Origin of the sequence: Nocardia sp. CA-128927, assembly GCF_050955855.1 — a bacterium.
GTDB lineage: Bacteria > Actinomycetota > Actinomycetes > Mycobacteriales > Mycobacteriaceae > Nocardia.
On record NZ_CP192087.1, the window covers coordinates 2,951,311 to 2,965,943 of the forward strand.

Sequence of the window (14,633 nt, forward strand, 5' to 3'; positions counted from 1 at the left end):
GCCGTCCGGAATCGCTCTCGGAGTGATTGGGAATGTCCTGTGCTCGGTCGCACGGACGAGTCAGCCGTGGGAATTGGAGATCGACACGGTCGTGGTGTCCGTCGGCGGTGGACTCGGCCGATTGGGACTTGCGCTGAAGGAACGGTTTCCGCAATCGCCGTGGGATGCCATTCAATTCTACCCAGTTCGCGGCAAGAAACCGACCATGCTGTTCCTGGCGGCTTCGGGGAGCGTGGCTCCACCGCTGCGGCGGGCAATCCTTGTCGCCCTGAGTGACGTCACCGATGATTCACTGCGTTTTGCCGCCACCAGCGCGATCGACGCCGCCGTGGCGAATGGGACAAAGGCGCTCGGATTTCCGCTCCTCGGTACCGGAACATTGGCCGAGCCCGCAGACCGTGTGGCGGCGGTACTCGTGCCTGCGATTGTCGAAGCGGTACAGGCACTTTCCCGTAATAGCCTGGATCATCTGGTCTTTCTCTGCCAAACAGCGGCGCATGAGCAACTGATCGTTCGGGAGTTCAGGCGACTGTCGCGGACCATCGGAACCGAACTGGCCGGTGGCACGGCTCGGGATCTAGTAGACCCCAACAAAGGGCTCCCGCTGTCCAGTGACCAACTGGGATTTGCCCCCTACGTCGGCATGTTGGCGACCGTAATAGCCGACCGGACAACGCCTTTGCCACTGTCCATCGGCATATTCGGCGAATGGGGTTCCGGCAAGAGCCCTTTCATGGCGCTGATGCGCGAAAGGGTTCGAATACTGGCCGGCTCGGACAGTAGGCGGTACTGCGACCAGATCGCGCAAATCGGTTTCAACGCATGGCATTACGCGGACACGAATCTGTGGGCGAGCCTCGGTGACGAGATCTTCCGGCAGCTGGCCGGCCCCGATTTCGATCCGAAAGAACACGCGAAACAGATCCGCACAGAACTCGCCGAACACCTCGACCAACGAGACCAGTTGGAGCTCCTCACGGAGCAGGCCGGTGCGACAGCCGCCCGTCTGCAGGCAAACGTGGACCGAGCGATTGCCGAGCGAAAGACCACCGCCGGAGATCTCCTGACGGCGCTGCGGGCATCTCCGGTATTCGGTAGCCGGATCAAAGAGATGTGGCGCCAATTGGGTGTCAGCGATGAGGTAGAGCAGGCGCAACTGTTCAGTGCGCAACTGCACGGCACCCTGACCGAGGCGGACGAGCTGCGTCGTGGGGCATCCGAACGGTGGGGTCGTCTGTCGCTCGCGGTCGCGGGCATCCTGCTGGTGGCTGGAGTCGTGGTGGTGAAGTTCGCACCGGAGATTCGGCAATGGGTCGGCCCGGTCCTCGGTTTCCTGACGCTGTTCGGCAGCGGCACGGGCATTTGGCTTCTTACCCGAACCCGCGCGGGATTGCGGAATCTGCGCGAGGTCACCGAGGACGTGCAGTCGCAGTTGAGCCGGGTAACCAAGGACGCCGCCGCCAAGGAACTGGCCGACAAGCTCGCCGAACTGCGCACCGCCGAAGCCGAACAGCGGGTCGCACAAGCACAACTCGACGACGTCGTCGTGCACGTCGGCGAGCTCGGCAGGCAGTTGGCGCAACTCGCGCCGGGCCGACGCCTCTACTCCTTTCTCGCCGATCGCGCGCAAGGTGACTCGTATTCCGGGAATCTGGGCCTGGTTTCGACCATTCGCAAGGACCTCGCACAACTCGTCCGGCTGATGGACGACTGGCGCAAGCATCCGGAGGAATGGGCTGGATCGCACCGCCCCGCGGATCGCATCGTGCTGTACATCGACGACCTCGACCGCTGCCGCCCGGACCAGGTCGTCGCCGTACTACAAGCAGTCCATCTCCTACTGGCGTTCGAGTTGTTCGTAGTTGTCGTCGGTGTCGACCCGAGATGGCTGCTCCGTTCGCTGCGCAGTCAGTACGCCGACCTGCTGCACGACGGAATCGCCGGTGACCCGGCGGATGATTGGCACACGCCAGAGGACTATCTGGAGAAGATCCTCAACATCCCACTCGCGCTGCCGACCATGTCGGAAGGGAGCCTCGGTCGATTGCTCCGATCGATCGACCAAGGCGAAGTCGAACCCCCAGCGCAGACCGAACAAGCTGTGACCCAACCGGATCCGCGTCGACCTGATTTGCCGAACAACATCTACACCGATGGCGGGTCCATCGTCATCGAGCCAGGATCCGAGGTCGACACCCAGCAGCGAGTGATCACCGAGGTACCGAGACCACTCACCGAACCCGAACTGGCCCTGCTGACTTCGCTGGATCTGCTGATCGAAACCCCGCGCGAGGCGAAACGCGTCTTCAACCTGTACCGCATGGTGCGAGCCACCCGCGACCTCTCCGACGCCTCCCGATTCCTCGGAACTGACGGTCGCCCAGGTGAATACCAGGCCGTAGTCCTGCTCCTCGGCCTGCTCACTGCTCATGCGCGGCTCCTCTGCGGTGTACTCGACACTCCGCCGGACCCGAGCAACGATGTCGACGGTGGCATCGCCCGTCGGCCGCCGCACGCCCCCTGGAGTCAATTCGTCCTCGACCTCGAACCACTCCGATCGGCGACAGGCTGGTCGAATCGAGTTGTCGGAGACTTCCCGAATGCCCATCTGCCGCACTGGATTCGGCTCCACCGCGGCTTGGCGAAGGTCTCGGAAGACGTCTCCCTGCCCGACTTGTCGGTCCTCCAGGCCTGGCTGCCGCGAATCCGCCGTTTCTCCTACGTGCTGATGACGACGAATGTCGCGGACGCGACAGTCGGCAAGTAGGCCGCTATCGGCTCGGCAGCCAGTCGCGCCTCAGCGGAACGCGCCGATATTGCGAGCGACCCAGTCCGCGAAGGAACGCGGGGCGCGGCCGAGTACCCGCTCCACGTCCGGGCTGATCTGTAGCTCAGCCGAATTCGGCGCGCTGATGATGTCCAGCGTGTCGTCGGCGAGCTCCGCGGGCACGAACTGGATCATCCCGGCCTTGGCTTCCGAGCGGGTGAGTTCCTGGAACCGCACCGGCGAGCCGATAGCGGCGGCGATGGTCTCCGCCTGCTGGCGCGGCGTGATCACCTCCGGCCCGGTCAGCTCGTACACGCTGCCGGCGTGCCGGTTGTCCAGCAGGCTGGCCGCGGCGACTTCGGCGATATCAGCCGGGTCGATGACCGGCACGCCGACGTTGCCAAAGGGTGCGGCGACCACGCCGTGCGCGCGGACGGACTCCACCCAGGCGAACGCGTTGGAGGCAAAACCGCCGGGCCGCAACATGACCCAGTCCATGCCGGACTCCCGCGCCGCGTCCTCCAGCGCGCGCATCGCGACCCGCGTCGGCCCGAGCGGCCTGGTCGACACACCCTGCGAGGACAGCAAGACGACCCGGCGGACGCCACTGTCGGCGGCCAAGCCGATGATGTCCGCAGGCCTGGCACCGGGCGCGTGCAGGTCGCCGGACAACAGGAGGAACAGCGCCTTCGCCCCGTCCAGCACCGGTGCGAGACTCGTCGGCTCGGCCAGGTCGGCCGCCACGTGCCGGACCCCGTCCGGCACTTCAGCCGCCCGCCGCGACACCGCAGTCACCTGCTCGCCCGCCTCGGCCAGCGCCTGCGTCAACGGTCGGCCCACATTTCCGGTAGCCCCGGTCACCACGATCATGTTCAGCTCCTTTGTGCGATGTTCAGTGCGGCGATGACGCTAGGAGCCGAGCTGTCGTTTTGTAAGGACATACCTTTGAGTAAGCTCATGACATGATGGGAGGCGCGCAGCCAGCACCGGCCGAGGTCGGCGACCGCTATGAGGTGTTTCACACCGACTGCCCCGCGCGTGACGTGCTCAACCACATCACCAGCAGATGGGGTGTCTGGGTCCTGATCTCCCTGCGTGGTAACGACCTTCGCTTCTACGAGCTACGCGAAAGCATCCAGGGCATCAGCGAGAAGATGCTCGCCCAAACCCTCCGCGCACTCGTGCAAGACGGCCTGGTCTGGCGCGAGGTCGAGCCGACAACCCCACCCCAGGTCACCTACGGCCTGACCCAATTCGGCCAAGACGTCGGCGAACCCCTGAAGGTACTGTTCGACCGAATCGGTCGCGACCTCCTCCAGACCCCACCACCGGTCGTGCTCAGCTAGCCCGAAGCCGGTCGAACTCTCGATGACCCTCGCCCGCCGCTCCGACGCGGGGCGGACGAGGCCTCAGCGGAGGTCGGCGGAGAGGGCTTGGCCATGGATCGAAACCGACATCCCCGGCCCCTCCGCCCTACACATCATCGCCCGCCTAGACGGCAAAGTCGTCCAATCCGCCCCGACCGCCGAAATGGTGTTCGGAGCAGGAGAACTACTGGAATACGTAACCCGCTGGATCACCCTCGAACCCGGCGATGTCCTACTCACCGGCAGCCCCGCCGGCGTCGCACCGATGGCGCCGGGCGATGTCGTCGAAATCTCCGGCATCGGCACCCTCCGCAACACCGTGGTTGACGGGGAGTCGCTAGCTCAGGTCGGCTGGCCCGTGCTTCTGTCGATACGGACGGTGGCCATTACCTGCGCTGACTTTGTAGCCATTCCTCGAGAACGGTGAAGTCCTCGTCATCGAGGCCACGGGAAGCCTCGACGCGGTGGAGCAGGGCCTGACCCTCATGGTGGGCGGCCACCCACTCCCGATCGGAATCGGTGAGCTCGTCGTCGACCCAGACGAACGGGCGCCCGGCTGCCCAGCCCACCAGGGTCCGGGTCTTCCAATGCAGTCCGAACCACTGGTCCTCGCGCAGTTGTTCGTCGGACGGATCGGGCCAGACGACCACGGGGAGTCGTGGCAGCCCGATTCGTGGCGCAATCTCTGTGTTTGCGTCTTCTTCCCAGGTGGTGGCCCAGACCAGCTCGCATGGCAGAGCCGCCAACTGAAGTCCGACTTTCGGACGCAACCGCGCCAAGTGCCCGACCGGGGCAAGGTTGTGGGGTTCCGGCCGGGTACCCGCGCCGAACGGGAGTAGCGGCCCGTCGACATCGAGGAAGAGCAGCGGGCGCTCTTCGTCTCCGGTCATCGATCACACGATAGCGGGGTGCGGCGAATGGCCAAGTGCGCGAACCGGTTCGATGCTCGTCGAACGGGTTCAGTCGAGGATGGCGGTGGCTTCCACTTCGACCAGGTGGTCGGGGATGTCCAGTGCGGCGACGCCGATCAGGGTGCCTGGTGCTATCGGGGTGACGCCTAGCTTTGTGGCGGCACGGGTTACGCCCTCCATGAACTGGGGCATCTTGTCGGGGGTCCAATCGACCACGTAGACAGTTAGTTTCGCGACGTTGTCGAAGGTGGCGCCGAGTTCGGCGAGGGCGGTGGCGATGTTGAGGTAGCACTGTTCGACCTGGGTGGCGAGGTCGTCCTTGCCGATGGTGGTGCCGTCGGCGTCCCAGGAGACCTGGCCGGCGATGAAGACGAGCTTCGATCCGGTGGCGATAGAGACCTGTCGGTAGGCGCCGATTTCCGGTAGGCCCTTGGGGTTTACGAGGGTGATGGTCATGCTTCCTCCATGTGGTGAGAGCTCGTTGACACTCTCTTGTGGTTACTGGAGAACTGTAGGAGAGTGTGCGCTGACGTGGAAGAACGCACTTTTAAGTGACTGGGGAACCTGATGGTGACTAAGCAGCTCAGCGGCGCGGACAACGCCGCGGACCTGTCGCGCGCGGATTCGTTGGCGCGCGAGATCTTCTCGGATGTGGCCAACAAGTGGGCGCTGCTGATCATCGAGACGCTGGGTGAACGCACCCTGCGGTTCGGCGAGCTGCGGAACGAGGTCGAGGGCATCAGCCACAAGATGCTCACCCAGAACCTGCGCATGCTGGAACGCAACGGTCTGGTCGAGCGAAACGTGCACCCGACCGTCCCGCCGCGAGTCGAGTACACCCTCCTCGAACCGGGCCAGGCCCTTCGCGAAACAGTCGATCGGATGTGCGGCTGGACCCACCGCTACCTCGGCCACATCGAGACCTCCCGCCGCCGATTCGACGCCTGACGGGAAAGCTCCTGCCCGACAACGCCGCCGCGCGCTACGCCTTCACTGGTCCAGCCCGAACCCTTCGAGCCCCAGCTTCTCGCCGATGAGGGCGAGCGCTTCGACGACGGTGTGGTCGCCGAGTTGCGGCCAGCGAGTGACCTGGCCGTTCTGTTCCCTGGCGCCGGGCCCGATGAGCTGATCCAGGATCAAGCCGTTGTAGAAGTCCATGTACTTGAGGACGTCACGGGTGGTCACGGTGCGTCCGGCCCAGTTCGTCAGTGTTTCGTCCAGCAGAGCCATGCCGTCTCCATTCGGTTGGCCGGAGTACTTCGCTACCGCGGCCGAGAAGATGTCCCAGGGGAAGCCGGGGCCGACGTCGGTATGCGTCCCGACGCCCAGCCCGATGGTCACCGCGTTGTGGTCGGCGATACCCGCTTCGCCGCGACCGAGCTCGGCCGGGCTGATGATCCGTGGCGGGATGTCGTACCGCAGACCGTCCCGCACGGCCAGGTAGGCGGTGATATCGATGGCACGACCCATGTAGTTCAGCCACTCGGCGCGCCCCCACGCGGCACGAGACCCGGCGAAACACAGGTTGATCGATCGGTTGTTGGCATCCAGTGCCGACCACGCGGCGCGTTCGGTATCCACCACGTCCACAACGGTTCCCGCATTGTCCACCGTGTAGTGATAAGACACCCCGCTGTTCGGGTCCTGTAGATAACGCGCGAGCGATTCCGCGGTCCCGTTGCCCTCCTGGGTGTGCAGCAGGAACCACAGCACGGGCGACCCGCCGCGGGAGGAATGGTTGGGGCTGATGCCGATCTGGTCGAGTTCGGTGAAATCGGGTCTCGCCGCGGACCATTGGCCGTAGTCGGGCTTCAGCACCTCGTCGACGTCCACGCCGACACCGCCGATTTCGCGTTGATCGATCTCGATCTGATGCAGATGCGCCGCGGGATGGTGTCCGTTGATGGATGGATCGCCGGACCAGTTGTGCTGCCAAAACCAGTTGGCCACACCGTCTTCCAGTGCCCAGTCGATGCAGCGGGCGTTGCCGTACATGCCGGTCCAGCGCAGGCCGACCACCGACGCCCAGCCGCGCAGGAAGGGCGCGATGAGCGAGTTCCACTGCTCCAGTGTGGGATTGGCGTCGACGGGCGCGTAGAGCGGCCGGTTGCCGGGACCACCGGCTTCGGTGTGGTAGGTCATGCAGATCTCGGCGTGGCGGGCGCCCGCGTCATATCCACCGAGCCAATCGGAGGTGTCGCCCTTGCCGTACTGGTAGTTCGACACGATCTCCAACCCGGCGGCGCGAAGCTGGTCGCAGTAGTCGCGTCGCAATGGTTTCGCGCCGAAATTCGTTCCGGGCCGGGAGTCGGAGAAGTAGCCGATGACCCCGGCGTATCCCGCGTCCAGGATGGCTCGCGGTTCGATAAGTGCGGCGGAGAAATCCAGTAGCTGCATCACTGGCCTGGTTCGGTTGCGTCGATATGCCTCACGACAGGAGGTGAACGCCCACGTTCTTCAGCGTTCCTGTGCTCCCATCTTACTCGTGCTCCTGGCCTGAGCTGCCGGGCCGTTCCGCGGCCCGGCCCCACCGGTCACCAGCGCCGACGACCGACCCGGTAGTGCTCGGATATCAGCGTAATTAACACTGCGTTTAGCGTGGCTTTATGCGGCTAACGATGATCGCGTGAGGTCCGACATATTCGATAACAGATGCCGGAATTTACTGAATATTACTGTTGGGCGGCCGACCAGTAGCGGCTTCCTGAGCGGTGCTGTCGACCGAGGAAGGTGGCATCACGCCACCCGCTGCTGGACGAGACCGCTTCTACGTCAGGGGAATTGACCATGCGAACACCACGCCACCAAATCCGCGCTCACCACAGCCAGTTCCGGGGAACCGACAGCACTGCCGACTATGGGACCACCGATGCCGATCGCGGCGGCTGGGAGGTAGTCGAGGAGTCTGGCGCCGACGACTCGATGTGGCCAGCGGATCCGATCCCGTCGGGCCGCTTCTTGCTGCCCGCCTATGCCGGTGGCAACGATGCCACCGATACGGGGGAGTTCCTCGGGTACCACACTGGGGAAATCGCCGAGTACCGCACCGGAGAGTTCGCCGAATACCAACAGCCGCGACACTCGTCACCCGCCTGTGGGGTGTCCCGAGTCCGGAACCCGCGAAGAACCGACAACGCGTCGTCCCCATTGCCGACCGATCAGGTCCGAATCGACTACGGCGTTGTCTTCGTCATCGACGACTACGGTGACGTGCGGCGTGTCACGCCCGACCATCCACTGGCACAGGCCGTCTACGAGCGCACTCGGCAATGGGGCATCCACCCGCCGAGTCCCGCGCTCGCCGGGATCGTCTCCGCGTACTACCTGTCGGCGATCGCCGACAGACTGCTCGAGGATGTCGAAGCACTCACCCCGGAGCAGCAGCGGGCCTTCGCGCGTTGGAGTGTGCACCGTGCCTTCGAACGTGCGGGCCTCGCCGACGTCGATTGGATCCGCGAAGGTCTGCGGGCCATGGACGACAATCAGCCACCCCCGCCTCATTTTCAGAGCAGTAAACGGTTGCGCCGCCGCCTCGACAGTGACACCCGCATATCGAAGACGGTCGTCTCCGGGGTGCCGGGCTCGAGTGCACACATTCAGCAATATCCACCGGTGGGTGCCTACTTCTGCGTCGACAACGACGATCCACTCGAGGCGGCTCTCGACGCATTCCGGTATGCGGCGTGGACCTACGGCATGGGCTATCGCGACCTCATCACCGCTGCCGAACGTGACTTCTTTCCACGGACCGGAATTCACCGGCGGTAGCTAAACGAAATTCGACAACGTTGGTTACGCGCGCAGCAGACCTGATTCGGCGTCGTATAGCAGGACGCGGTCGGGTTGGGGGATTACCCAGGCCTCGGTGCCCAAGGCGGGTTCGTCCGCCTCGGGCACCGTGACACCTACGCTGAACCCGTCTGCCGCCACCGTGACCAACGAGGTTGCACCGAGGTGCTCGACCGTGGATACGGTGCCGTGCAGGGCATCCGGTACGGAGGTGGCGGAGAAGGTCAGGTACTCCGGGCGGGCGCCCCAGATGATGGAGGGGTCCTGGCCGACCAGTTCCCCCGGAATCAGGTTCATCGGCGTGGATCCGATGAAGTTGGCTACGAAGGTATCGGCGGGGCGACGGAATACCTCACGGGCGGTACCGAGTTGGCGGATCTGGCCGTTCGACATCACCGCGATTCGATCGGCCAGCGCCAGCGCCTCGGCTTGGTCGTGGGTGACGAAGACAGTGGTGACGCCGAGCTCGTGTTGCAGCTTCTTCAGGAAGGTGCGGGCTTCCAGCCGCAGCCGCGCGTCCAAGTTGGACAGCGGCTCGTCGAACAGAAACACCTTGGGATGACACGCCATTGCCCGCGCCAGCGCGACCCGCTGCTGTTGCCCGCCGGACAGCTCGGCCGGGCGGCGCTCCATCAATCCCTGTAGCGACAGCTGATCCCCGGTCTCGGTTGACTTCGCCGCCCGGGTACGCCGGTCGGTGCCACGGACTTTCAAGGGATAGGCGATGTTGTCGACCACGGTCATGTGCGGGAACAGCGCGTAGTCCTGGAACACCATTGCCACGTCGCGTCGGCCTGGCGAGAGCCGGGTGACGTCCTTGTCGCCGATCCGAATCTGCCCACTGGTCGGGATTTCCAGTCCGGCGATGGTGCGCAACAGTGTGGTCTTGCCGCACCCGGACGGCCCGAGCAGCGCGAAGAACTCACCGTCCTGAATCGTGAAAGCCAGGGCGTCAAGGGCTTTCACGTCGCCGGGGTACACCTTGGTCAGGTCGACCAGATCGATCTGCACCATCTAGGACTTGATCCCTCCGTGGAGCCGGAAGCCGTAGCGCCGGTTGACGAACAGGTACATCAGCACGACCGGAATCGAGTACAGCAGCGAGAACGCCGAGATCGGGCCGAGCTGTGCGCCGCCGCCCTCGTCGTAGAAGGTGCGCACCACCACCGCGGCAGGCTGTTTGTCCTGGTCGCGCAGCAGCAGGAACGGCACCAGGTAACTGCCCCACACATTCACCACGGTCCACACCGCGATGGTGGCCAGCCCCGGTCGGGCCAGCGGCACCACGATGTCGCGCAGGATGCGCAACGGCCCGGCCCCGAACACTCGCGCCGATTCCTCGTACGACCTGGGCACCGAGTCCATGAAGTCCTTGAGGATGAAGACCGCCGCGGGCAACAACCCACCGGACAGCACCAGCACCACGCCGAACTGCTTGTCCAGCAGCCCGATCTTCCAGATCATCAGGAAGATCGGCACCATCGCCGCGGTGCCGGTGACCACGCTCGACAGCAGTAAAAGCAAGTACAGCAAGGCATCTCGGCCGGGAATCCGAACTCGGGACAGCGCGTACGCCGCCAGCGCCGCACTGGAAACCACCAGCGCCATGCAGAAGAAGGACAGGAGCACGGAGTTCCAGAGCGAGCCCATCGTCAGGTCGTTCTCGAACAGTGCCGAAAAGTGTTTCAGGGTCGGCTTTTCCGGTATCCGCGGCGCGTATCCGGGGTTGGTGTCGAACGGCGCCGAAGCGAGCCACAGCATCGGCAGCGCGAAGAACCCGGTCACCACCGCGACGAAGGTATAGAACCCGATCCGGGCGACGATCTGTCGTGGATTCATCACGTCCTCCGCCGCAGCAGCCGCAGGTAGAACAACGCCAGCACCAGATTGATCAGCAGCATCAGCACCGACGCGGCGGCGCCGTAACCCAGTGCCCCGTCATCGATTCCCTGGCGGTACAAGAAGATCGGCAAGGTTTCGCTGCGATGGTTCGGCTCACCTCGGGTCAGCAGGTACGGCGTGAAGTCGTTGAAGGTCCACAGGCTGATCAGCAACGTATTCGTCAGGGTGTGCCCGCGCACGTGCGGAAACACCACGTCCCGCAGCATTTGCGGCCTGGACGCCCCGGCCAGCCGGGCGGTCTCGAGCTGCGAGGGCGGCACGGTGGACAGCGCCGCCGAATACAGCAGCATCGAAAACGCGGTGCCGCGCCAGATGTTGAACACGATGATGACGGCCAGTGGCTGCTGAATCATCCAGGCATAGCCCGGATTGTCGAGCAGCCGGTTGACGGTACCTTCGTCGCGGTCCAGCATCGTAATCCACAGCACCGCAACGACACTGGCGGGCAGAATCCAAGCCAGCAGCACCAGGCTCTCCACCACGGCGCGCACCCAACGGGCAGCGGTGCGCATCGACCAGGCGAGGGAGAAACCGAGGACGTTCTGCCCGATGATGGCCGAGCCGAACACGAACAGCAGCGTGATCCACACGCTGTTCCCGAACAGCGGGTCCCTCAGCGCTTTTGCGTAGTTGTCCAGTCCGACAAAGGAAACGTCCACCGAGGTGCGCCCGGACACGGTGAGGTTCGTCAGCCCGATCCACAGCAGCCACAGCGCCGGGAACACCAGGAACGCCGCGATCAGCAGCAGCGCAGGGGTGACGAACGCGCTCGCCTTCCAACGCCCCAATCCGGCGACGTCGGTGTCGGCCCGCATCTCGGCGATAGCGGCCGGGCCGGGCGTCACGGGGTCAGTCACCGGCTACCTTGTCCTTGCCGACCGCCTCCTCCACGGCTTTGCCATATGCCGCAGCGGCATCCGTCGGACTCTTGCCGGTGACCACGTCCAGCGTTGCCTGCTGCAACGCCTTGGACACCTTGGTGTACTCCGGTAATGCGGGCCGCAAGGACGTGATCGGCAGGATCTGCTTGGACACGAAGGTCAGCATCGGATCGCCGCCCAGCGCGTCGGCGTTCACATCCTGGCGCGCGGTGATCCGCGGCCCGCCACCGGCGATCAGTTCCTTGAACGCCTCCGGCGAATTCATGAATTGCAGGAGTTCCCAGGCCAATCCGACGTTCTTGCTCTTCGGGTTGATCACTCGCCCGCCGCCACCGGACATGCTCACGAAGTCCTGGCCGTTCACCCCGGTGCCGGGCGTGGCCGCGGGGATCTTCGCCCAGCCCACCTGCGTGTCTCGCTCGGCCATCGGGAAGCTGCCTCCGGTCGGATTGAGCACGCCGCGCCAGAAGTAGTCGCTCTCCAACAGAATTCCCACCTGGCCCTTGGCGAACTTCTCGAAGCTCTTCTCCCGGCCCTTGGCATCCTGCTGCAACTCCGCGTCACCCAGCTTCTCGCTGTACAACGTGCGATAGAGGTCCAGCACCTTACGGAAGTTCGCCGTGTTCCCGACCCATTTGCCGTTCTCGAACAACGTGCTACCCGTGCCTGCCAGCAGCGGCAGAATGCCTTGCGTGGTGGTCGCTTCCCCGAAGCTGGTGCCCGCATTGAGTTGCACCGGAGTCACCCCGGGCACCGCTTTCAACTTCCGCCCAGCCTCGAGCACCTGGTCCCAGCTGGTCGGCTGCCAGTCCGCGGGCAGGCCAGCCTGCTGGAACAGCTTGCGGTTGAAGAACAGCACGCGCCCGTCGGTCTCCTGCGGGATGCCGTACTGCGTGCCGTTGTAGGAGGTCAGCCGCTGCACGGTTTCCGGTATCTGCTGCCAGCCGTCCCACGCCTTGACCTTGTCCGCGCCGACCAGGTCATCCAGCGGCTCGATCTGCTCGCCCTCGGCGAACTCGCCGACCCAGATCCCGTCCAGCGACACCACGTCGGCGCCGGTGCCGGTCTTCAGGTCCTTGGCAATCCGACTCTTGTAGTCCTCGTCCGGAACGCCGGTGGCCTGGAACTTCACCTTTACCGTGACGCCCTTGGCCTGCTGCTGCGCCACGAACTTCGGGATGACCCAGTCTTCGATCCATTTCGCCTCGGCCGCGTTCTTCCCGCCCGCCGAGTTGATCGCGTTCGCCGTGATGGTCAACGACTCCCCGCCGCTGTCCGACCCGCAGGCCGCCACTCCCACGAAGAGCGAGCTGACGCTCACCACCGCCGCGAACATCCGCCAGTTCGATGCCATGGGGTCCTTACCTTTCTTCTTGGGTGGGCCATCCCGCTGCCAGCGGGTTTCGAATCACCCAGGAGCGACGGGTTTGGCTTTCATGGGTGTGCCGAGGTTCATGGCCGAGGAGGATTGGCCGCCCGTCGTTCCACGACGACTCGACCGCTGATTGAGAGACGCGATCCGATCGCTGTGTAAGGACAAGACGGCGTGGTCGTCGCCCCGGATGTATCGGACCGATATGATGGAGGTGCTTGTGCCACAACAACTTTGGTCGGGTATTGACGCAGGGAAAGCCGCGCATCACTGCGCGGTGATCGACCCGGACGGTAAACGCTGCTTGTCGCGGAAAGTGGTCAACGACGAGGCGCAGCTGTGCGTCTTGATCGATGACGTGCTCGCGATGGCAGACGGCGGTGCGGTGACATGGGCGATCGATCTCAACCACGGTGGCGCGGCGCTGCTGATCAGCCTGCTGCTGGCCCGAGGCCAGCGGCTGCTCTACATCCCCGGCCGCACCGTCTATTACGCCGCGGCCGGTTACCGCGGCGACGGCAAGTCCGACGCCAAGGACGCGGCGATCATCGCCGACCAGGCCCGCATACGCCGCGACCTGCAACCACTGCGCGCCGGTGACGAGATCGCCGTCGAGCTGCGCATCCTCAGCGCCGCCCGCACCGATCTGGTCTGTGACCGCACCCGCGCGATCAACCGGCTGCGCGCGAGCCTGCTCGAGTACTTCCCGGCCCTGGAACGCGCTTTCGACTACAGCAACTCCCGGGCCGCGCTGATCCTGCTCACCGGCTACAACACCCCCGATGGACTGCGCGCACTGGGCCCGGCCGGGCTCGAAGCGTGGCTGCGAGAACACAAGGCGCGCAACGCATCCGCTGTCGCCACCGCAGCGCTGGCCGCGGCCCAGTGCCAGCACACGATCGTGGCGGGTCAGCAGATCGGCGCGGTGATGGTGGCACGGCTGGCCAAGGAGGTGATGCGCCTCGATGACGAGATCGGTGACACCGAAACGTTGATCGAGCAGCGATTTCGCCGCCACCGCCACGCCCCGATCATCCTGAGCATGCCCGGATTCGGTCCCTTGCTGGGCGCTGAGTTCCTCGCCGCCACCGGTGGCGATCTCACCGTGTTCGACCGAGCTGACCGCCTCGCCGGCGTCGCCGGATTGGCCCCGGTACCACGCGATTCCGGTCGCATCAGCGGCAACCTCAAACGCCCCCGCCGCTACGACCGGCGCCTGCTGCGCGCCTGCTACCTCGCGGCCATGATCGCCACCCGCCACGACACCGCCTCGCGCACCTACTACCAGCGCAAACGCGCCGAAGGCAAACGCCACACCCAAGCCGTGCTCGCCCTGGCCCGTCGCCGCCTCAACGTCTTGTGGGCCATGCTCCGCGACCACAAGACCTACCAGCCGACCCCCGCCACCTGACCACATCAACGATCCCGGAGATCACCGAACAGGCTTGACAACTTCATTGAGATTCCTCCTGAAAGGCAAATCCATACTCACCCAGACGTTGTCACAAGACGCCGCCCACCGAAGCCCATTCCCCGGATTCGGGCCGAAGACGGCACGCCAGGCCCAAATCGTCCAGAGTGCCGGAGAATTCATCTCCCTGTGGAGAATGGGTGGAGTTCGTTGATCATGCCCGCGATCCGAAT

General features: G+C 64.8%; 14 protein-coding genes. 6 read left to right on the top strand and 8 right to left on the bottom strand.

The genetic code is table 11. The features are described from left to right. The first annotated feature begins 22 nt into the window (after positions 1-22). The gene (locus ACQPW1_RS14020; RefSeq protein ID WP_433663145.1) at positions 23-2,767 is read left to right on the top strand and encodes a P-loop NTPase fold protein; all 2,745 of its coding nucleotides are present in this window, start codon (positions 23-25) and stop codon (positions 2,765-2,767) included. Positions 2,768-2,797: 30 nt separating this feature from the next. On the opposite strand, the gene ACQPW1_RS14025 is transcribed toward ACQPW1_RS14020, so the two are convergent. Further along, positions 2,798-3,637: an NAD(P)H-binding protein gene (locus ACQPW1_RS14025; RefSeq protein WP_433663146.1), complete on the bottom strand. Its 840-nt coding sequence runs from the start codon at positions 3,635-3,637 to the stop codon at positions 2,798-2,800. 92 nt (positions 3,638-3,729) lie between these two features. Between ACQPW1_RS14025 and ACQPW1_RS14030 the strand changes: the two genes are divergently transcribed. Both ACQPW1_RS14030 and ACQPW1_RS14035 read left to right on the top strand, forming a co-directional pair. Further along, a complete protein-coding gene (locus ACQPW1_RS14030) occupies positions 3,730-4,113 on the top strand; it encodes a winged helix-turn-helix transcriptional regulator (RefSeq protein WP_433663147.1) in 384 nt (127 codons plus the stop codon). 22 nt (positions 4,114-4,135) lie between these two features. After that, complete coding sequence (locus ACQPW1_RS14035) at positions 4,136-4,561, top strand: fumarylacetoacetate hydrolase family protein (RefSeq protein ID WP_433663148.1); 426 nt, start codon at positions 4,136-4,138, stop codon at positions 4,559-4,561. On the opposite strand, the gene ACQPW1_RS14040 is transcribed toward ACQPW1_RS14035, so the two are convergent. Continuing rightward, positions 4,521-5,024, bottom strand: a complete 504-nt coding sequence (locus ACQPW1_RS14040) for an HAD domain-containing protein (RefSeq protein WP_433663149.1) — start codon at positions 5,022-5,024, stop codon at positions 4,521-4,523. The genes ACQPW1_RS14035 and ACQPW1_RS14040 overlap by 41 nt on opposite strands. A gap of 69 nt (positions 5,025-5,093) precedes the next feature. After that, positions 5,094-5,501, bottom strand: coding sequence for a RidA family protein (locus ACQPW1_RS14045; RefSeq protein WP_433663150.1), 408 nt, complete (start codon positions 5,499-5,501; stop codon positions 5,094-5,096). Positions 5,502-5,612: 111 nt separating this feature from the next. Here ACQPW1_RS14045 and ACQPW1_RS14050 point away from each other — a divergent pair, with 111 nt between their 5' ends. Beyond that, positions 5,613-5,993 carry a winged helix-turn-helix transcriptional regulator gene (locus ACQPW1_RS14050; RefSeq protein ID WP_433663151.1) on the top strand — a complete coding sequence of 127 codons (381 nt, stop codon included), beginning with the start codon at positions 5,613-5,615 and terminating at the stop codon, positions 5,991-5,993. Positions 5,994-6,035: 42 nt separating this feature from the next. Here the strand turns inward: ACQPW1_RS14050 and ACQPW1_RS14055 are convergent, their stop codons facing one another. Then, complete coding sequence (locus tag ACQPW1_RS14055) at positions 6,036-7,442, bottom strand: glycoside hydrolase domain-containing protein (RefSeq protein WP_433663152.1); 1,407 nt, start codon at positions 7,440-7,442, stop codon at positions 6,036-6,038. Between the two features lie 390 nt (positions 7,443-7,832). Between ACQPW1_RS14055 and ACQPW1_RS14060 the strand changes: the two genes are divergently transcribed. Continuing rightward, positions 7,833-8,813 carry a hypothetical protein gene (locus ACQPW1_RS14060; RefSeq protein WP_433663153.1) on the top strand — a complete coding sequence of 327 codons (981 nt, stop codon included), beginning with the start codon at positions 7,833-7,835 and terminating at the stop codon, positions 8,811-8,813. 24 nt (positions 8,814-8,837) lie between these two features. Here ACQPW1_RS14060 and ACQPW1_RS14065 read toward each other — a convergent pair whose 3' ends face one another. Genes ACQPW1_RS14065 through ACQPW1_RS14080 form a run of 4 tightly spaced genes read right to left on the bottom strand, consistent with a single transcriptional unit; the run spans position 8,838 to position 12,971 of the window. After that, the gene (locus tag ACQPW1_RS14065) at positions 8,838-9,848 is read right to left on the bottom strand and encodes an ABC transporter ATP-binding protein (protein WP_433663154.1); all 1,011 of its coding nucleotides are present in this window, start codon (positions 9,846-9,848) and stop codon (positions 8,838-8,840) included. Then, entirely contained in the window at positions 9,849-10,673 is an 825-nt protein-coding gene (locus ACQPW1_RS14070) for a carbohydrate ABC transporter permease (protein WP_433663155.1), read from the bottom strand. After that, complete coding sequence (locus tag ACQPW1_RS14075; RefSeq protein ID WP_433663156.1) at positions 10,673-11,593, bottom strand: carbohydrate ABC transporter permease; 921 nt, start codon at positions 11,591-11,593, stop codon at positions 10,673-10,675. Before ACQPW1_RS14075 ends, ACQPW1_RS14070 begins: the two co-directional genes overlap by 1 nt. After that, a complete protein-coding gene (locus ACQPW1_RS14080; RefSeq protein WP_433663157.1) occupies positions 11,586-12,971 on the bottom strand; it encodes an extracellular solute-binding protein in 1,386 nt (461 codons plus the stop codon). The genes ACQPW1_RS14075 and ACQPW1_RS14080 overlap by 8 nt, the downstream gene beginning before the upstream one ends. Before the next feature lie 238 nt (positions 12,972-13,209). On the opposite strand from ACQPW1_RS14080, the gene ACQPW1_RS14085 reads away from it, so the two are divergent. After that, entirely contained in the window at positions 13,210-14,400 is a 1,191-nt protein-coding gene (locus tag ACQPW1_RS14085) for an IS110 family transposase (RefSeq protein ID WP_433663158.1), read from the top strand. The last annotated feature ends 233 nt before the right edge of the window (positions 14,401-14,633 follow it).